This window comes from Arthrobacter sp. Ms25 (genome assembly GCF_059090365.1).
In genome coordinates, this window is record NZ_JBNHFP010000004.1 from 17,563 (window position 1) to 37,831 (window position 20,269).

Below are 20,269 nucleotides of genomic sequence, written 5' to 3' on the forward strand. Positions count from 1 at the left end.
AGGGGCCAGCGGACCTGCAGCGGATGGCAGCGCCGGCGGTATACGTGTGGATGGTCTGAGGACAGCGGTGCTGCTCGCGGCAGCGGTGGTGCTGTGGAGGATCCCGGGACGTCCGTTTGCTCCCGGCCGGAACACCGTCCGGCGGTTTGTCCGCCGGAGCCAGCGTCGGGCCGGCCTGGACGGGGACGCTCCTGCGCTCCTGGTCCGCGAACTCGCCGGCCTTCTATCGGCAGGACGCCCGGCCCACCGGATTTGGTCGGACGTGGCCGCCCTCTACGAAGCCGGACGGGCACAGGGAACGACAGTGCATCCCTTCGCGCCCGTGCTGCAGGCCGCAGCGGCCGCGGCTGCACTGGGATTCAGCCCGGTCCCGGTCCTGGCCGGAGCCGCCCGTACCGGTCCCGCTCCTCCCGGGCGTGCGCCGGCCCGTTCCGGCTCCGGCGCGCAGCGACCGGAGCAGATCATCCAGGACCTGTGGGCCGGGCTGGCCGCCTGCGTCCGGGTGTCCGAGCGCAGCGGCGCCCCGCTGGCAGCCGTACTGACCCGCTACGCCGCGCAGCTGGACGCAGCCAGCGACGCAGCCGCGGACCGTGCCGCCGCTCTGGCCGGTCCGCGGGCGACAATGCGGCTGCTGACCTGGCTTCCGGCCGCCGGAATCCTGCTTGGCTACCTGCTGGGCGGAAATCCGCTGCAGGTTCTGGCCGCCACACCGCTGGGATGGGCGGCGGCAGCCGCAGGCGGCGGTTTCTGGCTGGCGGGACGCCTGTGGTCAGCAAGACTCGTGCGCAGCGCCGAGGGCCCGGTCCTGCCGGAGCCCCGATGAGCGGCGTTGCGGTTTTTGCCTGCCTGGCTGCAGCGGCGGTTCTCCTGCTGGCGTTGCCCGGCCGGCCGCCGGTCCCCCGGGAGCGTGGCACCGTGTCCGGATCCGCCGGGCACGGTGCGGTCAGCGATCCGGCGTTGATGCTCGACCTGACCGCAGCGATGCTGGAGGCCGGGCAGCCTCTGGCCTCTGCCCTGCAGACCCTGGCCGAGGGCACCGATCCGGCCACGGCCCGGGACCTCCTCCGCCTCGTGGGCGCCTTGGACCTCGGCCTACCGTGGGACACCGCGTGGGAGCTTGCCTCGGGCACTTCCCCCGGCCCGACTCCGGATCCGATCCAGCAGGGCACTGCGGACGGGATTCGGGCCGTTCAGTCCGGATCGGCGCTCGGCGCCCTCGGCCCGGCCCTGCGTTTCACAGCGACAACCGGCGCGCCCTCTGCGGCGGTGCTCTATTCGCACGCGGACTCTCTCCGGCGGCGGCGCCAGGCAGCGGACAGGCGGCGTGCTGCAGCCCTGGGCGTCCGCCTGGTGGTGCCGCTGGGGTTGTGCTCACTTCCCGCATTTGTGGCCCTGACAGTGGTGCCGCTGCTGATCTCCCTGTTACCGGGCGGGAACTGAAGGGTTGCTTTGGCCGCATGAAGCCGGCACCCGGGAGAGTTGCACTCCTCCACAACCTGCTGCCTCCCTCCGGTTATTCGATTCAGCAGCGGGGGAACACCGCCAGAGGACGGCCGGCGGCAGGATCGAATTCCGCAGAGCTATCCAGCAGGAGGAAAACCATGGCACTGATACCCGCATCCTTCGGACACACTTCCCCGATGACCCGGCGATCTCCGCAGGGCGGCGCGGAACCGGCGGCCGCCGCGGAACCGACGGCAGGACGTTCCGGTAACGCCGGTGCGTGTCCAGATCCATGGACGGACGGAAGCCACGGCGTGCATAGTCTGTCCGGGCGGGCCGTGCCCTTGGTCCGGCGGCTCACGCTGGTAAAGCAGGCTTCCGTTGATGACAGCGGGGACAGGGGTGTCCGAACGGCCCCGCAAACCCCCACTGGGGCAGGTTCGGCAGCCAGGACCCGGGGCGCCGTGCCGGACCGGGAGGCATCCGACCCCGTGCGCAGCCTCCGGGCATGGTCGAACCGGGAAGCGGGGATGGCCACGGCGGAATATGCGATTGCCACACTGGCAGCCGTAGCCTTTGCGGGTCTGTTGGCGGTGGTGCTGGGCAGCGACGAAGTCCGGTCGATGCTGGTGTCCCTGATCCGGTCAGCACTGACCCTGGGTTGAGTGCGGTCCGGTGAGACGGGGAACAGGCGCTGGACGGCCGGGGGAGCGTAAACGGGAACGGGGTGCAGTCACAGCGGAGTTTGCCGTAGCTCTGCCGGCCGTCGTGCTCGTTCTGGTGGGAGGGCTCGCCGGCATTTCCGCCGGGGTGACGCAGCTGCGCCTGGAGGAGGCTGCGCATGCTGCGGCCCGGGAGATCATGCGGGCGGATCCGGCGGCCGCCGATGCAGCCGTGGAACGGCTGGCCGGCACGTCGGCCCGGCTGGTCCTTTCAGAACAAGGGCCGTGGACGGTCGTCCGGGTCCACAGCACCTTGCAGCTTCCTGTGCTGACCCTGCTGCCCCTGGAGCTTTCCGCAGACGCCGTGGCGTTTCCCGGGGACGGAGGCCTGCCCGATGGCGTCCACCCCGCCGGATAGGGGCAGGTTCCGGTGCGCGAAAGAGCGCAGGGCTGCAATCGTTCCGGGCAGCCGCGCCGGGAACGGCCAGGGCCGCAGCAACCGGGATCCAAAGGACAGGGGTGCAGGGACAGTCGCCGCGATCGGGATATGCCTGGTTTTGCTGGGTTTTTCGATGATTGCGCTGGTGATGGTGCAGGCGGCGGTCGCAGCCGTCCGGTCGGCTACCGCCGCAGACCTGGCGGCGCTCGCCGGGGCGGATGCACTCCGCGGCCTTTCTGGTCCTGCCCTCCCCATCCCTAACGTCGTCTCCGGCTCCGGCTCTGGCCTAGGCACCAGCCTGGACCCCGGCACCGGCCCGGGCCCCGGCCTCGTTTCCGGCTCGGACAGCGGTACCGGGTCCGGGGACGCGTGTGCCGTGGCCGGCGAGGTGGCGGCGCGAAACAACGCTTCCCTTCGCGCCTGCACCGTCGATGTGGAGAGCCGCACGCTCACCGTGGAAACCGAGGTGCACGTTCCCGCGTTGCCGGTCCCCGCCGTAGCACGTGCACGAGCAGGCCCTCCGGGGTAGGAGGTTGGGTGAGGACCGCCCAGTTAGGACCACGCTGGTTAGGGCGGCGGGTTAGGAGGTCAGGGCCAGGGCCTGGTCCGGTGCGTGGTCCAGCAGCACGTTCAGCAGCGTGACTGCACCCGCCTTATCCAGCGGATTGTTCTTGTTGCCGCACTTGGGAGACTGCACGCAGGAAGGGCAGCCGCCGTCGCACTCGCAGGCACGGATGGCATCGCGGGTCGCCGCCAGCCAGATCCGCGCCGCTTCGTAGCCGCGCTCGGCGAAACCGGCGCCGCCGGGGTGCCCGTCGTAGACGAAGATGGTCGGCTTCTCGGTGTCGGCATGCAGGGCGGTGGACACCCCGCCGATGTCCCACCGGTCGCTGGTGGCCACCAGGGGCAGCATGCCGATGGACGCGTGTTCGGCGGCGTGCAGGGAGCCCGGGAAATCGGCGGGGGCAAGCCCGGCCGAGACCAGGAACTTCTCGTCGATGACAAACCACACGGCTTTGGTGAAGAGTTCCTTGGCTTCCAGCTCCAGCGGTTCTTCGCCGAGGATTTCGTTCGAGATCAGGGCCTTGCGCTGATAGGAGACCACCTGGGTGGTGACCTTCACCGTGCCGAAGCAGACCTGGATGCCGTTCCACTCCTCGGTCCGGTCCGTTTCCAGCACTTCCACCTGGGTGATGTCCCGCGCCTGGGTATAGAACTCCGGGTTGGTCCGCGTCACCATGGCGCAGTGGTCGGCCTCGTTGAGCTCGTCCACCAGGTACGTCTGCCCCTGGTGGACGTAGACCGCGCCGGTATGTGCCTGGTACTGGGCCTGCGGGGAGTCCATGGTGCCGAGCAGCGTGCCGGTTTCGGTTTCCACGATGTTGATCGGACCTCCGCCGGCGGCCCGCAGGTTGACCATGGAGGCGGCGCTTTCCGGATGTGTCCAGAACCAGCCGGAGGGCCGGCGCCGCAGGTAGCCCTGGTCCACCAGCTGTTCGAGCAATCCGCCGGCGGTGGGGCCGAACAGCTCCCGTTCATCGGGAGTCACGGGCAGTTCGGCCGCGGCAGCGCAGAGGTGCGGGCCCAGCACGTACGGGTTGGAGGGGTCGAAGACGGTTGCCTCCACGGACAGGTCGAAGATCGCCTCGGGATGGTGCACCAGATACGTGTCCAGCGGATCGTCGCTGGCGACGAAAGCTGCGAGCGCATCCTGGCCCGAGCGCCCGGCCCGGCCGATCTGCTGGAACAGGGAGGCGCGGGTGCCCGGCCAGCCGGCAACGAGCACCGCGTCCAGTCCGGAGATGTCGATGCCCAGCTCCAGTGCCGAGGTGCTGGCGATGCCCAGCAGCTCGCCGCTGCGCAGCCGCCGCTCGAGTTCCCGCCGTTCTTCGGGCAGGTAACCGGAACGGTAGGCCGCCACCCGGTCCGGCAGGGACGGATGCACCTCGTCCAGCAGGCGACGGGTGATGGTGGCAATGGTTTCCGCTCCGCGGCGGGACTTGATGAAGGCGATGGTGCGGACCTGCGCGGACACGAGGTTGGCCAGCAGATCCGACGTCTCCGCCACCACCGTGCGCCGCGACCGGGCCCCGTTTTCGCCCTTCAGCTCGGTCAGCTGCGGCTCCCACAGCGCCACAGTGGTGGAACCGTGCGGGGAACGGTCCTGGGTCACCGCCGTGACCGGCGCTCCGATCAGCCGGCTAAAGGAGTCCGCCGGTTCAGCGGAGGTGGCCGAGGCGCCGATAAACACCGGATCGGCCCCGTAATAGCGGCAGATGCGCCGCAGCCGGCGCATCAGGTTGGCGACGTTCGAGCCGAAGACCCCGCGGTAGCTGTGCGCTTCGTCGATGATGACGTATTTCAGCCGGCGGAAGAACCGGGCCCACCAGGCATGGTTCGGCAGCACGCCGAAGTGCAGCATGTCCGGGTTGGCGAGCACCAGGTTGGCGTGGTCCCGGATCCAGCGCCGCGCGCCGGTGTCCGTGTCGCCGTCGTACGTCTCGGCGCGCACGGTGGGCAGCTGCAGCGACTTCACCGCCGCGAGCTGGTCAGCTGCCAGCGCCTTGGTGGGCGCCAGATACAGGGCGACGGCGCCGGACGGCTCGAGCGTGGCGCGGTCATCGAGTGAGGTGCGGTGGATGGCATCGAGGACGGGCAGCTGGTACGCCAGCGATTTTCCGGAGGCGGTGCCGGTGGCAATGATGGTGTGCTCTCCGGCATGGGCAGCCTCTGCGGCTTCCATCTGGTGGGCCCATGGTTCCTGGATGCCGCGGCGCTGGTAGGCCGCGACGACGTCGGGGTGGGCCCATTCCGGCCAGGGCGCAGCGACGGCCAGACGCGCAGGAATCTGATGCACGTGCATGAGCTGCTCGGGCTCGGCCCCGCCGCCCAGCAGCGGAATCAGGGAATCATGAAGTGCCACATGCTCATTCTTCCACCCCGGAATCCGCGGCGGTGCATGTTCACTGCCGGGGGAACCGCCGGCGGGAATCAGAGCCGCGGTTCGAACATGACGACGGCGGCCAAGGACTCCCAGCCCAGGTACCGGTACAGTTCCTGCCCATCCATGGACGCAATGAGCAGCCCGGCGTCGGCGTCGTCCTCCAGCGCCAGCGCGGTCAGCGCCCGCATCACGTAACTGCCCAGCCCGCGGCGGCGGTATTCGGGCTCCGTGATGATCCGGTCAAACACGGCATAACCGTCGGTCACGGCCACCCGTCCGGAAGCTATCGGCTGCCCCGCGTCGAACACCGTCACCGCACCGACCTGGTTTTCGTGGGTGCTTTCCGTGTCATAGCCGTCCCACGGCAGCACGGGAAACTCGATGTCCTGGCCCGCCATGTCGGCCCACATCAGGACTTCATCGGTCGAACGGATCTGCAGCCCGTACACCGAGGCCGCCCCGTGGACCTCATGGAGCCGCGTCGTCACGATGGTGAACAGTCGGGTGGGGCTGTGCCTGGCGGAGGAAGCCAGGGCAGCGAACTCATCGTGGGAGGGCTCGAGGGCGAAGTACTCCCAGTCATTTGTCCGGTCGTGCAGCAGCGCTGCCGGGAAACGTCCCTCGTGGCGGGTCCGGTAGCCTCGGGCCTGGGCCCACCCGGAGACCCAGATCTCCAGCAAATCGTCATCCAGCGCTCTCATAGATGCACACTAGCGGCGACAGGGTGGGAACGGTATGGATGGCGGGTGAATAGACGGTGTCCGCTGCGGTCTACCCTTGTCTAGTGGCACTGAACCGAATTGCACTGTATTACGCTTTCACTCCTCTTTCCGACCCCGAGGCTATCCGCCTCTGGCAACGCGCCCTGTGCGAGAAGCTGGGCCTGCGCGGGCGCATCCTGATCTCCAAGGACGGCATCAACGGCACCGTCGGCGGGGAGCTCGACGCCGTCAAGGCGTACGCCAAGGCGACCCGGGAGTACCCCGCGTTCAAGAAGATGGACATCAAGTATTCGGAGGGTTCGGCGGAGGATTTCCCGCGCCTGAGCGTGAAGGTCCGCGACGAGATCGTGAGCTTCGGCGCACCCGGTGAGCTGAAAGTGGACGAAAACGGGGTGGTCGGCGGCGGGACGCACCTGCGCCCCGAGGAGCTCCACCAGCTGGTCGAAGCAAAGGAAAAAGCCGGGGAAGAGGTTGTCTTCTTCGACGGGCGCAACGCCTTCGAGGCACAGATCGGCAAGTTCAAGGGCGCCGTGGTGCCCGATGTGTCCACCACGCACGACTTCATCAAGGAACTTGAGTCCGGTAAGTACGACGATCTCAAGGACAAGCCCGTGGTCACCTACTGCACCGGCGGCATCCGCTGCGAGGTGCTCTCCAGCCTGATGGTGAACCGCGGCTTCTCCGAGGTGTACCAAATGAAGGGCGGCATTGTCCGCTACGGGGAAACCTACGGCGACAAGGGGCTGTGGGAAGGCTCGCTGTATGTCTTTGACAAGCGGATGCACACCGAATTCACCGACGACGCCGTGACCATCGGAGAATGTGTGCGCTGCTCGGCGCCGACGAGCAAGTTCGAGAACTGCTCCAACCCCTCCTGCCGGAAGCTGACGCTGTACTGCGCAGACTGTGCATCTGATCCGGCCACGCTGCGCTGCCCGGACGGCTGCGACGCCTGACCCGGTCCAGGGTGGCGAGGTGCAGGTCGTACAGCGGGCAGAGAAAGATAATGCCCGGCGTTCCCATTCCCGCGATACTCGTCCGTGACGAGGCGGGTCCGCTGTCGACTCACCCCGTTTCCCGCGGCACGGTGAGGTAGTTAGGCACAGCCTAAGAAAACGGTGTACTTCTTCAATTCCCGCTGTTAGCATCCCGCACACGGGCCCAGGCCCGCGACAGGCCCGACACGGAAACCGGCATGAGGCCGGGCGGACCGGGAACGGGCGCGGCATGACGGCGGGGGAGTTGAAGTGGCGGAAACAGCAGCTAGCCAAAGCGACGGACTAAACGGCAGCGGTCAGGAGGTTTCCCGTCCGACCGCATCAGGGACGGTCACGCACACTGCAGCAGGCGGACCAGGGATGACGGAAGACTGGGACCGGATCGTGGATGTCCTGGTGGTGGGGTCGGGGGCCGCCGCGCTGACAGCGGCCGTCACCGCAGCGGACGAGGGACTGGACGTCCTGGTGGTGGAAAGCACCAAACTGTGGGGCGGCACCACCTCCATTTCCGGCGGCGGGCTGTGGATGCCCAACAACCCCCTGATGAAAGAGGCAGGGGTACAGGACAGCACCCAGAACGCGCTGACCTATATGGAAGAGGTGATTGCCGACGTCGGCCCTGCCTCCTCCCGTGAACGCAAGCTGGCGTTCCTGCGCACGGTGCCCGAGGTGGTGACGTTCCTGGGCGGCCTCGGCGTGCAGTGGATGCGCTCGAAGGACTACCCGGACTACTATCCGGACCGTCCCGGCGGCATGGTGGGGCGTTCCCTTGAAGTGAAAGCCTTCGACACCAAGCTGCTGGGACCCTGGTTTCGACAGTCACGCCCGGCGGCCTCGGGCATTCCCGCCCCGCTGGCCACCGACGACGTCTGGGAGCTTTCCCGGGCCTGGTCCACCCCCAGCGGCTTCATCCGCGGCGCCCGCTTTGTCTTCCGAACCGTCGGCGGGCTGCTGCGTGGCAAGCGGCTGTACGGTCTGGGCGGGGCGCTCGCCTCCTCGCTGATGTACATCGTGCGGAACCAGCAGACTCCGGTCTGGCTGTCCGCTCCTTTGGTCGATCTGGTCGAGGACGACGACGGCGCGGTACTGGGCGCCGTCGTCCGCCGGCAGGGGAGGGACCTGAGGATCCGGGCGAAGCGGGGCGTGGTCCTTGGTGCCGGCGGCTTTGCCCGCAACGCCGAATGGCGGGAAAAATACCAGGGCCTGGAGCGGGAGTATTCCTCGGCGCCGGAAGGGGACCTGGGGCAGGCGATTGACATTGTCGCTTCCCGCGGGGGAGCCCTGGCCCTGATGGACGATGCCTGGTGGGGTCCCACCACCGTCGGTCCCAAAGGTGCGGTCACCTTCACCCTCGCCGAAAGGTCCATGCCCTTTTCCCTGGTGGTGGACGCAGCCGGCAACCGTTTCCTCAACGAGTCCGAGTCCTACGTCGACTTCGGCCACCACATGCTGGAGAACAACAGGAAGGTTCCCGGCACTCCCGCCTGGCTGGTGTTCGACGCCCGGCACGCCCAGCGCTACCTGTTCAACGCCCTGCTGCAGGGGCGCAGGGAATGGAAGCGGCAGGGCCTGCTGCTTCAAGACGGGACAATCACCGGACTCGCCGAAAAAATGGGCATCCCGCCCGCAGCGCTGCAAGCCACGGTGGACCGGTTCAACGGCTTTGCGGCCACGGGCATCGACGAGGACTTCCACCGCGGCGACACCGTGTATGACAACTACTACAGCGACCCGCGGGTGAAGCCCAACCCGAACCTGGGCCCGTTGGAGAAGGGACCGTTCTCCGCCGTGCGCCTCTACCCCGGAGACCTGGGGACCAAGGGCGGACTGGTGACGGATGCCGATGCACGGGTCCTCCGGGAGGACGGCAGCATCATTTCGGGCCTCTACGCGGCAGGAAACACCACTGCCTCCGTCATGGGACGGACCTATCCCGGGGCCGGCGCCACCATCGCACCGGCGGTCGTCTTCGGTTACCGTGCTGCCCGGCATGCGGCGGCGTCCGGGCCTTCCGCCGCGGAACCCGCCGCGGCACCCGCAACGTCCGCCGGCGCCGCACCCGGGCTTCCGGTGCAGGGACTCGCGGGGTAACCCCGGCCGGCGCCATCCCGGGCAGGGACGGCAGGGGACGGAACGGGCACCGGCACGGGTGCCCGTTCCGGAGCACCGATAACGCGGCCATAGACTGGGAATGTGAGTGATTTCTCTTTCGTTCCTTCCGCACCCCGCAGCCGCGATATCTGGCTGCTCAAGGCGCTCGCCGCCGATCTGGAGGAGGCCGGATACACCGTGGACGGTGTGGCCGGTTTCCTCGGGGAGGATGCGGCCGCAGCACTGCAGCGGGACCAGCTGGTTCCCGCCCTGCTGGCCTGCCGCGCCGAGGCCCGGACGGCATCTCCCCGCCGGATAGCCGTTCCCGTCCAGCTCTGGCTGCTGGGCGAAACAGCAGAACGGGCAGAGCTGGACGCCGCACTGCCCCGCACCGGCACGGAAGGCCTCCTGGAACTCGGCCTGATTGAACGCGGACGTATCTTCGGCACCTTCCGTGCGGCGGTGGACCTGCGCCCCTACGGCACGGATGACGGCGGTACGGGTTCCCCCGGCAACCCCAACGCTGATCTCTGGGTCGCCAGCGACCTGGGCAGCCACCAGCGTCCCGGCGTGCTGCCCCGCGACCACGTCCTCGGCATCGGACAGGCCTCCCTCAGCCTCGCCCAGCTCACCGTCCGCGCACCCGTGGATCGAGCCCTGGATCTGGGCACCGGCTGCGGAATCCAGACTTTCCACCTGCTCCGGCACGCGGATCACGTCACGGCAACCGACATTTCCGAGCGTGCCCTCGGTTTCGCCCGGTTCAACCTCATGCTCAACGCGCCGCAGCTGGACATCGACCCGGACCAGCCCGAAAACCGGTTCAGCCTCCGCCTGGGCAGCCTGCTGGAGCCGGTGGCCGGCGAGAAGTTCGACCTGGCAGTCTCCAACCCGCCGTTCGTCATCACCCCGCGCACCGGCGGTGAGGATGAACGGTACACCTACCGCGACGGCGGCATGGCCGGCGACGGCATCGTTGCCGCGCTGGTCGCGGGTCTGGAAGACGTCCTGAAGCCGGGAGGCACCGCCCAGATGCTGGGCAACTGGGAAATCCCCGCAGGCCGGGAGGAGGAATGGTCCGCCCGCCTCGAGGAGTGGCTGCCGGAGGGTACGGATGCCTGGGCCATCCAGCGCGAGACCCTTACCCCGCCCGAATACGCCGAAATGTGGCTGCGCGACGCCGCCCAGGGACGCAACCGGGAGGAATACGCCGCCGCGTACGAAGGTTACCTGAAGGATTTCGCCTCCCGGGACGTCGGGACCGTGGGCTTCGGCTCGCTGTGGTTGCGCCGACGGCGGAAGCCCGGCGCTGACCCGCTGCGCAGGTTCGAGGAAATCACCCACCCCATTGAACAACCCGCGGGGCCCCACCTGGATGCCGCCGTACGCCGGTTCGACTGGCTCAGCAGCCGAACCACGCTGGAGGACGCGCACCTTGTGGTTGCCGACGACGTCACCGAGGAACGCCACCAGCGGCCCGGCGCCGAGCATCCGGGTGTGATCCTGCTCCGCCAGGGCGCCGGGCTGCGGCGGACCAACCTCATGAGCACGGAACTCACCGGGTTCGTGTCGGCCTGCGACGGCGAGCTCTCCGTGGGGCAGATCGTCTCGGCCCTGGCCGCGCTGCTGGACCGCTCCGAACCCGGGTTTGGCGAAAACCTGATCTCGGAAGTGCGTAATCTGGTGTTGGACGGGTTCCTCGTTCCGGACCGCTGGTAGGTCCCGCACCTGTCCTGGTGCGGGTCAGTGCCTGCGGTGCTTTCCGGTTACCCTAGTGCTGGGGCATCGCGCATACTGTCTGTGGATGTACCGGACTGCCGATGCACCAAAGCGCCGGAACAAAGCGCCCCGAACTCATTTGAACCACCCCGTTACGTAGGAGAACAGTGCCAGTTAAGGCAACGGACAAGAAGACCGGCAAGAAGAAGCTTGTAATTGTCGAGTCTCCGGCCAAGGGCAAGACCATCGCCGGGTACCTCGGCGAAGGCTTCGAGGTGACGGCGTCGATGGGTCATATCCGCGATCTTCCGCAGCCCTCCGACCTGCCCGCCGAGTTGAAGAAGACGGGTGTCGGCAAGTTTGCCGTGGACCTGGACAATGACTTCGAGCCCTATTACGTGGTGTCCGCGGACAAGAAGAAGAAGGTGGCCGAGCTCAAGGCTGCGTTGAAGGACGCCGACGAGCTCTACCTCGCAACTGACGGTGACCGCGAAGGCGAAGCCATTGCCTGGCACCTGCTGCAGGTGCTCAAGCCCAAGGTTCCCGTGCACCGGCTGACCTTCCCGGAAATCACCCGCGAAGCCATCCAGCGCGCCCTGCAGGAAATGCGCGATGTTGATGTCGCCATGGTGGACGCCCAGGAAACCCGCCGCATCCTCGACCGGCTCTACGGCTACGAGATTTCCCCCGTGCTCTGGCGCAAGGTGGCCCGCGGCCTGTCCGCCGGCCGCGTGCAGTCCGTCGCCACCCGCCTGGTGGTCGAACGTGAGCGGGAGCGCATGGCGTTCCGCGCGGCGTCGTACTGGGACCTCGTGGGAACCTTCGCCACGGAAGCCGCCGAAAAGTTCAAGGCCCGCCTGGTCTCCGTGGACGGCGCCCGTGTAGCCACCGGCAAGGACTTCACCGACCGGGGTGAACTGAAGTCCAAGACCGCGGTGCACCTGGACGAAGCAGCTGCCGTTTCGCTTGCCTCCGGCCTGGAATCGGCCGCGTTCAGTGTCCGCTCCGTCGACACCAAGCCGTACACGCGCCGTCCGGCCGCACCGTTCACTACTTCCACCCTGCAGCAGGAAGCCGGCCGCAAGCTGCGCTTCTCCTCGCGCGTGACCATGCAGGTGGCCCAGCGGCTGTACGAAAACGGCTACATCACCTATATGCGTACGGACTCACCGGCGCTGTCGGATCAGGCGATCAACGCCGCACGCCGCCAGGCCTCGGAGCTGTACGGGCCCGAGTACGTGCCCGAAGCCCGGCGCGTCTACAAGGGCAAGTCCAAGAACGCCCAGGAAGCCCACGAAGCCATCCGCCCCGCCGGTGACTCCTTCCGCACCCCGGCCCAGGTGGCCTCCTCGCTGCGCGGCGACGAGTTCCGGTTGTACGAGCTGATCTGGAAGCGTACCGTCGCGTCCCAGATGGCCGATGCCAAGGGTTCCACTGCCTCCGTGCGGCTCGGTGCGGTGTCCGCTGACGGGCGCGACGCCGAGTTCTCGGCATCCGGCACGGTCATCACCTTCCGCGGCTTCATGGCCGCCTATGAGGAAGGCCGTGACGCCGTCCGCGACGACGACGAGGCCGAGGGCACCGAAGGCGCCCGCCTGCCGGTGCTGAAGGCACAGGATTCCCTGACCGCAGCGGACATCGCCGCCGGCGGCCACGAAACCTCCCCGCCGCCGCGGTTCACTGAAGCGTCGCTGGTGAAGATGCTTGAAGAACTCGGCATCGGGCGCCCGTCCACGTACGCCGCCACCATTTCCACCATCATGGACCGCGGCTATGTCACCAGCCGCGGCCAGGCCCTCGTGCCAAGCTGGATCGCGTTCTCCGTGGTCCGCCTGCTGGAGGAACACTTCACGGACTACGTGGATTATGACTTCACTGCCGAGCTCGAAGAGGACCTGGACCGCATTTCCCGCGGCGAGGCCGGACGCGTGGAGTGGCTGAACCAGTTCTACTACGGGGACCGGGTGGAAACCGGCCTGCACACCATCGTGAACGACCTGGGCGAGATCGATGCCAAGGCCATTAACTCCATCGAGATTGCCGACGGCATTGTGCTGCGCGTAGGCAAGTTCGGCCCCTACCTGGAGCGTCCGCTGCCCGCCGACGCCCCCGAAGGGACCGAGCCCGAGCGGGCCAACGTCCCCGAGGACCTGGCCCCGGACGAGCTCACCGCCGAGAAGGCCGTGGAACTGATGGAGACCGCTGCCCCCGAAGAGCGTGTCCTCGGCACCGACCCGGAGACCGGGCGGACCATCGTGGCCCGCAACGGCCGCTACGGTCCGTACGTGATCGAACTGATCCCGGAGCCCACCGCGGAAGAGCTGGCCAACCAGCCGGTGGAGTACTACAAGAACGGCAAGCCGAAGCCGCCGAAAAAGCCGGTGAAGGTCAAGCCGCGCACCGGGTCGCTCTTCAAGTCGATGAGCGTGGAAACGGTCACCCTGGAAGAGGCGCTGAAGCTGATGAAGCTGCCGCGCGTCCTGGGCGCCGACGCCGAAGGCAACGAAATCACGGTGCAGAACGGCCGGTTCGGGCCGTACCTGAAGAAGGGTACGGATTCGCGTTCGATCGGTTCCGAAGAGGAAATCTTCACCATCACGCTCGAGCAGGCGTTGGAGATCTACTCCCAGCCCAAGCAGCGCGGCGGCCGGCAGGCTGCGGCGCCGCTGGCGGAATTCGGTGCAGATCCCGTGTCCGAGAAGCCGATTGTGGTCAAGGACGGCCGCTTCGGCCCGTACATCACGGACGGCATCACCAACATCACCGTGCCCCGTTCGACGGCCATCGAGGAGCTGACCCGCGAGCAGGCCATTGAGCTGCTGGCGGAGAAGCGCGAGAAGGGCCCGGCGAAGAAACCCGTGAAGAAGCGCGCGGCACCCCGCAAGGCTGCGGCAAAGAAGTAGGGACCGGCAGAGCGATAATGGAAACATGCGCCTAGGCGTCCTCGACATCGGGTCCAACACCGTCCACCTCCTGCTGGTGGACGCGCATCCCGGTGCCCGTCCCGTGTCCTTTGCCTCGCACAAGCGTCCGCTGCAGCTGGTGTCCTATCTGGATGCCGACGGCGCGATCAGCGAGGAGGGGCAGGAGGAACTCATCGGCTTCGTCAACGAAGCCTGGAACTTCGCCCGCCGGCACGGTGCGCAGGACCTGCTGGCTTTCTCCACCTCAGCCATCCGGGAATCGGCCAACGGCGCCGAGGTCCTGGCCCGGGTGCACCGGGAAACTCCGGTGCGGTTGGAGGAACTCTCCGGCGGAGACGAAGCGGCGATGACGTACCTGGCCGTGCGCCGCTGGTACGGCTGGGGTGCCGGATCGATCCTGGACCTGGACATCGGCGGAGGTTCCTTCGAGATGGCACTGGGGCAGGACGAGCTTCCGGACATCGCCCGGTCACTGCCGCTCGGGGCCGGCCGGCTGACCCGGGACTGGCTCCCCGAGGATCCGCCGTCGCCCAAGAGCATCAAGAAGCTGCGCAAGTACATCCGCGGCATGGTGGCCGAAGCGGCGGAGGAATTTTCCGCCTTCGACCGCCCGGACCTTGTTGCCGGCACCTCCAAGACGTTCCGGTCGCTGGCCCGCATCGCCGGGGCCGCGCCGTCGGCCGCCGGCCCGTTCGTGCCCCGGGCGCTCACCTTGGAAGACCTGTCCCTGTGGACCAAGCGGCTGGGAGCCCTGAGCGCCAGGGACCGCGCCGAACTGGACGGTGTCTCGATGCTGCGCGCACCGCAGATGCTCGCCGGTGCCCTGGTTGCCCAGGCTGCCATGGAGGCCTTCGACGTGCCGGTGCTGAAGATCTGCCCGTGGGCGCTGCGCGAGGGTTTGATCCTGCGCCGGTTCGACACCCTGCGTTTCGAAACTACCGGTGACCTGCCCCGCGGGCCGATGGAAGGGGAGGAATTCCTCGTGCCTGCCGGAGCAGGTCCGTCCGCCGATGGAGAGTCCAGCTGACATGCCAACGTCCCTGCCGCCGTCCGCACGCACCGCCATCCCGGTGGCGCTGTCCAGCGCGTCCGTGTACCCGTTGTCGGTGCATGACACCTTCGCCGTCGCCCACGACCTGGGCTACGACGGCGTGGAAATCATGGTCACCAGCAGCCAGGTCAGTCAGGATCCGGATGCGCTGCGGGGATTGAGCGAACGGTATCAGCAGCCGATCCTTGCCATCCACGCCCCCACGCTGCTCCTGACCCAGCAGGTCTGGGGTGCGGCCTGGACGAAGATCGAACTGTCCGCCGCGATGGCCGCGGAAGTGGGAGCCGCCACCGTGGTGGCGCACCCACCGTTCCGGTGGCAGACGGGCTACGCCGAGAACTTCGCCGCGGGCGTGAAGGACATCGCCGAACAGTACGGTGTCACCATCGCCGTGGAGAACATGTACCCCTGGCGGCTCCGGGGCCGCGAGGCGAAGGCCTACCTGCCGCATTGGAACCCGATCCCCGAACCCTATGAGGACGTCACCTGGGACTTCTCGCATGCAGCCATCGCCGGGATGGATTCGTTCGAGCAAATCCGGAAGCTCGGCGCCCGGCTGCGGCACGTCCACCTGACCGATGGAACCGGCAACGGCAAGGACGAGCACCTGCTCCCCGGGGACGGCACCCAGCGGTGCGCCGAGGCGCTGACCTATCTGGCCGGCGCCGGATTCACCGGAGTGGTGGCCGTGGAGGTCAGCACCCGGAAGGCCCGGGCCGCCGGGGAGCGGGAGGATCAGCTGAAGCAGACCCTGGACTTTGCTCGGGAGCACCTGCGCCCCAAGGCCGTCCTGACCGGTCACGACGCCCCGTAGCACTCCCTCCGGGAGGGACACGGCGTCCGTGACAGAATCGAGGTCATGGACAGCGAACAGAATCCCCGACTTTCATTCCTTGGCTGCGGCTCGATGAACGAAGCCATCCTGGGCGGAATCCTGGCCGGAGGCCTGGCCGCCGGGCAGGTCACCGCCACCGTCCGGCGGGCCGAGCGGGCCGAAGAGCTTCGCGCCGCCCACGGCATCAGCGTTCTGGCCGGCAGCGAGGATGCGGACGCGAACCGGAAGGCCGTGGCCGGAGCCGACTTGGTGATTGTCGGCGTCAAACCGGTGGGCGTTGCGGACCTGCTGCGCGAAATCGCCGCCGATCTGCCCCGCGGTGCCGTGGTGCTCAGTGTGGCCGCCGCCGTGCCGCTGGAGCTGATGGAATCGCTGCTGCCGGACGGCCAGGCTGTTATCCGGGCAATGCCCAACACTCCGTCCCGCCTGGGCCGCGGTGTCACGTCCATTTCCGCCGGCAGGTTCGCCGGCCCGGACGCGATGGACCTGGCCCGCCGCGTGCTGTCCGCCACCGGCACCGTGGTGGAAGTACCCGAAGAGCAGGTCGACGCCGTCTCCGCCGTCAGCGGTTCCGGTCCGGCCTACGCGTTCTATCTGGCCGAGGCGATGGCCCGGGCCGGCGTTGAGCTGGGCCTGGACCCGGACCTGTCGGCCCTGCTGGCCCGCGAAACGGTGGCCGGCGCCGGCTACATGCTGGCCGAGCCCGACGCCGATGCCCAGGCCCTGCGCCGGGCCGTCACCAGCCCCAACGGCACTACCGAAGCGGCCATCGGCACGTTCGACGAGCAGAACCTGCCCGGCATCATTGAGGCCGGCGCCCGTGCGGCGGCGTCTCGGGCCCGGGAGATTACGGCGCAGCTGACTGCTTAGGCTTGCTGGGCCGGCTGCGCTGGCCTGGGTGCGCCGAGCTAGCTGGGCCCGCCGGAGCCACGCCTGAAGGCGACCCGAGGGCGACCCGGAGCCACGCCTGAAGGCGACCCACGGCCGGCCAAGGCCCCCGGAACCCGGCACTACGGCCGGGCAGCGAACCGTTCCAGCAAATCCACGTGGCCGGACACGATCAGCGTGTCCCGGCTGGAGACCTTGGTGTCCGGCTGGGCGTAGGTGAAGTCCTCGCCGGGGGACTTCACTCCCACGACGGTGACGCCGTATTTGGCCCGCACGTTGGACTCGCCCAGGGTGAAGCCCTGCGTCTCCTTGGGCGGATACATTTTCACGATGGCAAAGCCGTCGTCGAACTCGATGAAGTCCAGCATCCTGCCGCCCACCAGGTGCGCTGCCCGCCGGCCGGCGTCGGCCTCGGGGTAGATGACGTGGTTGGCGCCGATGCGGGTAAGGATCTTCCCGTGTGCCGGAGTGATGGCCTTGACCCACAGGTGCTCAATGCCCAGGTCCACCAGGTTCACGGTGATCAGCACACTGGATTCGATGGAGGTGCCCACGCCGACGACGGCGGCCGAGAAGTCTTCGGCGCCCAGCTGCTTGAGGGCCTCGATGTTGGTCGCATCGGCCTGGACGACGTGCGTCAGCAGGCCCGAGGCCTTCTGCACCAGCGCCGGGTCACGTTCCACGGCCAGCACCTCGCGGCCCTGCCGGACCAGCTGCTCGGCCGTGGCTGCACCGAAGCGTCCAAGCCCGATGACCAGGACAGGTGCGTTGTGGGGAGGTCTGTCAGCCAATGATCGGCCTTTCTTCGGGGTAGTGGTACAGGGTGTTGCGGTGGCGAACGGCCAGAGCCGCGGCAAGGGTGATGGTGCCGACGCGTCCGGCGAACATCAGCATCGAGAGGACGTACTTGCCCGAGGGCGGAAGGGTCTCGCTGAGGCCGGTGCTCAGCCCCACCGTGGCAAAGGCGGAAATCACCTCGAACATGACCGGTTCCAGGGACTCGTCCGTGATCACCAGCAGTGCGGACGTGGCTACCGCGACCAGTGTGGCGCCCAGGATGGTGACCGAGATGGCCACCCGCATGGCGCCCTGGGGGATGGTGCGGCCAAAGGCGCGGACGTCGGCGTCGCCCCGGGCCTCGGCGACCACGGCCAGGAACAGGACGGCGATGGTGGTGACCTTGATGCCGCCGGCAGTGGAGGCGGAACCGCCGCCGGCGAACATCAGCATGTCGGTGATGAGCAGGGTGCTGGAGTCCAGGTCCGTCATGGAGACGAGGTTGAAGCCGCCGGAGCGGGTCATTACCGAAGCGAAGATCGAGTGGATGATCTTGTCGCCCAGGGACAGGTCCCCGATGGTGCGGCTGTTAAACCACTCGAAGGCACCCCAAAGTGCGGCACCGGCCACCAGCAGGATTGCGGACACCAGGATCGTCAGCTTGGTGTGCAGGTTCCATTTGCTGATCCGGGCGCGGGTCTGCAGCAGGACCATGATGACCGGAAAGCCGAGCGATCCGATAAACACGCCGAGCATCAGCGGGACCAGGATCCACAAGTCCTCTTCATACGGCACCAGGCCGTTGGAATGAGGAGTGAACCCGGCGTTGTTGAACGCGGAAATCGAGTAGAAGACCGCATGCCAGATGGCCTGGCCCGGGGACTCGCCCAGGATCATGAACCGCGGTGCCATGACCAGGGCAAGGGCCAGTTCAATGACGACGGCGGTGCTGAAGACAATGCGCAGCAGGTGGCCTACCTCGCCGAGCCGGCCGGTGTTCATGCCTTCCTGCGCCATGAGCTTGCCGCGGACGCCGAGCCGCTTGTTCACGGCCAGGGCCAGCAGCGAAGCCAGGGTCAGGATGCCCAGGCCGCCCACCTGGATGGCGATCAGGATCAGTACCTGCCCGAAGGTGGTCCAGTAGGTGGCGGTGGAAACCACGGTCAGGCCGGTCACGCAGACCGCCGAAACGGCGGTGAAGAAGGCGTCATGCAGCGGTGCGGACTCTCCGCTGGTGGAGGCCGCAGGCAGGCTGAGGAGGGCGGTGAACAGGAGGATGACCAGGCTGAAGACAATAAGTGCCAGCCGGGCCGGCCTGCCGGTGACCATCCCGCCCACGAACTCGCGGATCCCGGCAACGATGGCGGTACCGCTGCGCTGCTCTTTCTCCAGCAGTGATTGCCGTGGGAAGGCCATGATGGTCAGTTCTTTTCTGCGGTGGTTTCCGCACAGTAGTAAGTACTTATCCGGCAGACGGGCACGGATACCAATATCAGAGTAACGCCCGCATCACGTAGCCTGTCTGCATGATCAGTTCCGGGCTAAGCCTTCCCATTATGCCGACGTGCATTGTCTGGGATGAATCCATGCTCGCTTACGATTTCGGCGCCGGGCATCCGATGAGTCCGGCACGCCTGGATCTGACCGCCCGCCTGGCCCGCGAACTGGGACTGTTCGATCTTGACGGCGTGCGCATGGCTGAACCCTATGTCGCATCTGCTGCCGACCTGCTGACCGTCCACGGCTACGACTACATCAGCGCCGTACAGGCGGCCGGAGCCGACCCTGCCAACTGCAACACGACGCTGGGGCTGGGCACCGAAGACACCCCGGCCTTCGCCGGCATGCACGAGGCCAGCGCCCGGCTGGTCGGCGGATCCCTTGCCGCCGCCGACGCCATCCTTTCCGGGGAGGCAATCCACGCGGTGAATTTCGCCGGGGGCATGCATCATGCCGGCTATGAGAAGGCGTCCGGCTTCTGCGTCTACAACGACGCCGCAGCCGCCGTCGCGCGGCTTCTCGCCAACGGGGTGCAGCGGGTGGTGTACATCGATGTCGACGCCCACCACGGCGACGGAACGCAGAACATCTTCTGGGACGATCCGCGCGTCATGACCATCTCGCTGCACGAAAGCGGACTCACTCTGTTCCCGGGCACGGGGTTCGCCAACGAAACCGGAGGCAAGGAGGCCGAAGGAACCGCGGTCAACATTGCCGTACCCGCGCGCACCACCGACGCCGGCTGGCTGCGTGCCTTCCACGCAGTGGTTCCCCAGTTGACGGAAGCGTTCGCTCCGGAAGTGATCGTGAGCCAGCACGGCTGCGACAGCCACAAGGACGATCCCATGACCAACCTGCGGATCAGCGTGGAAGCCCAGCGGCAGGCCGCCCTGACCATCAGCGACCTGGCCGGCCGGCTGTGCGGCGGCCGGTGGATTGCCACCGGCGGGGGAGGGTACAACGTGGCCTCGGCGGTTCCGCGGTCCTGGGCGCTGCTGATGTCCGTGGCCGCCAACGGGCGGGTCCGCCCCTCCACCCCGCTGCCCCCGGCCTGGCGCGATTACGTGCTGGAGAAGCACGGGGTGACGTCCGGCGACATGCTCGGGGACGGGGCTGATATCTGGTGGCGGTCCTGGGAAGTGGGCTATGACCCGAATGACGAGATCGACCGCACCGTGATGGCCACCCGCAAGGAACTGTTCCCGCTGCACGGACTCGACCCCTGGTTTGACTAGCCCGTCGTCGCTCCGCCTTGCCCTGAGCCCATATCCGCTAG

General features: G+C 67.8%; 17 protein-coding genes. 13 read left to right on the plus strand and 4 right to left on the minus strand.

The genetic code is table 11. The features are described from left to right. Positions 1-46: 46 nt before the first annotated feature. The 5 genes from AC5RT8_RS11565 to AC5RT8_RS11585 all read left to right on the plus strand — a co-directional run bounded on the left by AC5RT8_RS11565 (position 47) and on the right by AC5RT8_RS11585 (position 3,073). The gene (locus AC5RT8_RS11565) at positions 47-823 is read left to right on the plus strand and encodes a hypothetical protein (protein ID WP_494095874.1); all 777 of its coding nucleotides are present in this window, start codon (positions 47-49) and stop codon (positions 821-823) included. Continuing rightward, entirely contained in the window at positions 820-1,440 is a 621-nt protein-coding gene (locus tag AC5RT8_RS11570) for a type II secretion system F family protein (protein WP_494095875.1), read from the plus strand. Before AC5RT8_RS11565 ends, AC5RT8_RS11570 begins: the two co-directional genes overlap by 4 nt. Positions 1,441-1,640: 200 nt before the next feature. Then, positions 1,641-2,108 carry a DUF4244 domain-containing protein gene (locus AC5RT8_RS11575; protein WP_494096400.1) on the plus strand — a complete coding sequence of 156 codons (468 nt, stop codon included), beginning with the start codon at positions 1,641-1,643 and terminating at the stop codon, positions 2,106-2,108. Between the two features lie 10 nt (positions 2,109-2,118). After that, on the plus strand, positions 2,119-2,523 hold the full coding sequence (locus tag AC5RT8_RS11580; protein WP_494095876.1) for a TadE family type IV pilus minor pilin: 405 nt from the start codon (positions 2,119-2,121) through the stop codon (positions 2,521-2,523). 139 nt (positions 2,524-2,662) lie between these two features. Next, positions 2,663-3,073, plus strand: a complete 411-nt coding sequence (locus AC5RT8_RS11585; RefSeq protein WP_494095877.1) for an Rv3654c family TadE-like protein — start codon at positions 2,663-2,665, stop codon at positions 3,071-3,073. A gap of 51 nt (positions 3,074-3,124) precedes the next feature. Here the strand turns inward: AC5RT8_RS11585 and AC5RT8_RS11590 are convergent, their stop codons facing one another. Beyond that, positions 3,125-5,467, minus strand: coding sequence for a DEAD/DEAH box helicase (locus AC5RT8_RS11590; protein ID WP_494095878.1), 2,343 nt, complete (start codon positions 5,465-5,467; stop codon positions 3,125-3,127). A gap of 68 nt (positions 5,468-5,535) precedes the next feature. Next, positions 5,536-6,189: a GNAT family N-acetyltransferase gene (locus AC5RT8_RS11595; RefSeq protein ID WP_494095879.1), complete on the minus strand. Its 654-nt coding sequence runs from the start codon at positions 6,187-6,189 to the stop codon at positions 5,536-5,538. 83 nt (positions 6,190-6,272) lie between these two features. On the opposite strand from AC5RT8_RS11595, the gene trhO reads away from it, so the two are divergent. From trhO to proC, 7 genes are all read left to right on the plus strand, one after another. Beyond that, the gene (trhO, locus tag AC5RT8_RS11600) at positions 6,273-7,166 is read left to right on the plus strand and encodes an oxygen-dependent tRNA uridine(34) hydroxylase TrhO (RefSeq protein WP_494095880.1); all 894 of its coding nucleotides are present in this window, start codon (positions 6,273-6,275) and stop codon (positions 7,164-7,166) included. Between the two features lie 402 nt (positions 7,167-7,568). After that, on the plus strand, positions 7,569-9,299 hold the full coding sequence (locus AC5RT8_RS11605) for an FAD-dependent oxidoreductase (RefSeq protein WP_494095881.1): 1,731 nt from the start codon (positions 7,569-7,571) through the stop codon (positions 9,297-9,299). 102 nt (positions 9,300-9,401) lie between these two features. Next, complete coding sequence (locus AC5RT8_RS11610) at positions 9,402-11,018, plus strand: DUF7059 domain-containing protein (protein ID WP_494095882.1); 1,617 nt, start codon at positions 9,402-9,404, stop codon at positions 11,016-11,018. A 167-nt stretch (positions 11,019-11,185) separates the two neighbouring features. Continuing rightward, positions 11,186-13,921, plus strand: a complete 2,736-nt coding sequence (gene topA / locus AC5RT8_RS11615) for a type I DNA topoisomerase (protein ID WP_494095883.1) — start codon at positions 11,186-11,188, stop codon at positions 13,919-13,921. Between the two features lie 25 nt (positions 13,922-13,946). After that, entirely contained in the window at positions 13,947-14,969 is a 1,023-nt protein-coding gene (locus AC5RT8_RS11620) for a Ppx/GppA phosphatase family protein (protein ID WP_494095884.1), read from the plus strand. A gap of 1 nt (position 14,970) precedes the next feature. Further along, on the plus strand, positions 14,971-15,807 hold the full coding sequence (locus AC5RT8_RS11625; protein ID WP_494095885.1) for a sugar phosphate isomerase/epimerase family protein: 837 nt from the start codon (positions 14,971-14,973) through the stop codon (positions 15,805-15,807). Between the two features lie 45 nt (positions 15,808-15,852). Then, positions 15,853-16,698 carry a pyrroline-5-carboxylate reductase gene (gene proC / locus AC5RT8_RS11630; RefSeq protein ID WP_494095886.1) on the plus strand — a complete coding sequence of 282 codons (846 nt, stop codon included), beginning with the start codon at positions 15,853-15,855 and terminating at the stop codon, positions 16,696-16,698. A gap of 140 nt (positions 16,699-16,838) precedes the next feature. Here the strand turns inward: proC and AC5RT8_RS11635 are convergent, their stop codons facing one another. Both AC5RT8_RS11635 and AC5RT8_RS11640 read right to left on the minus strand, forming a co-directional pair. Further along, entirely contained in the window at positions 16,839-17,507 is a 669-nt protein-coding gene (locus AC5RT8_RS11635) for a potassium channel family protein (RefSeq protein WP_227919084.1), read from the minus strand. Next, positions 17,500-18,822, minus strand: coding sequence for a TrkH family potassium uptake protein (locus AC5RT8_RS11640; RefSeq protein ID WP_494096401.1), 1,323 nt, complete (start codon positions 18,820-18,822; stop codon positions 17,500-17,502). Before AC5RT8_RS11640 ends, AC5RT8_RS11635 begins: the two co-directional genes overlap by 8 nt. 197 nt (positions 18,823-19,019) lie before the next feature. On the opposite strand from AC5RT8_RS11640, the gene AC5RT8_RS11645 reads away from it, so the two are divergent. Next, positions 19,020-20,228 carry an acetoin utilization protein AcuC gene (locus AC5RT8_RS11645; protein ID WP_494095887.1) on the plus strand — a complete coding sequence of 403 codons (1,209 nt, stop codon included), beginning with the start codon at positions 19,020-19,022 and terminating at the stop codon, positions 20,226-20,228. Positions 20,229-20,269 lie beyond the last annotated feature (41 nt).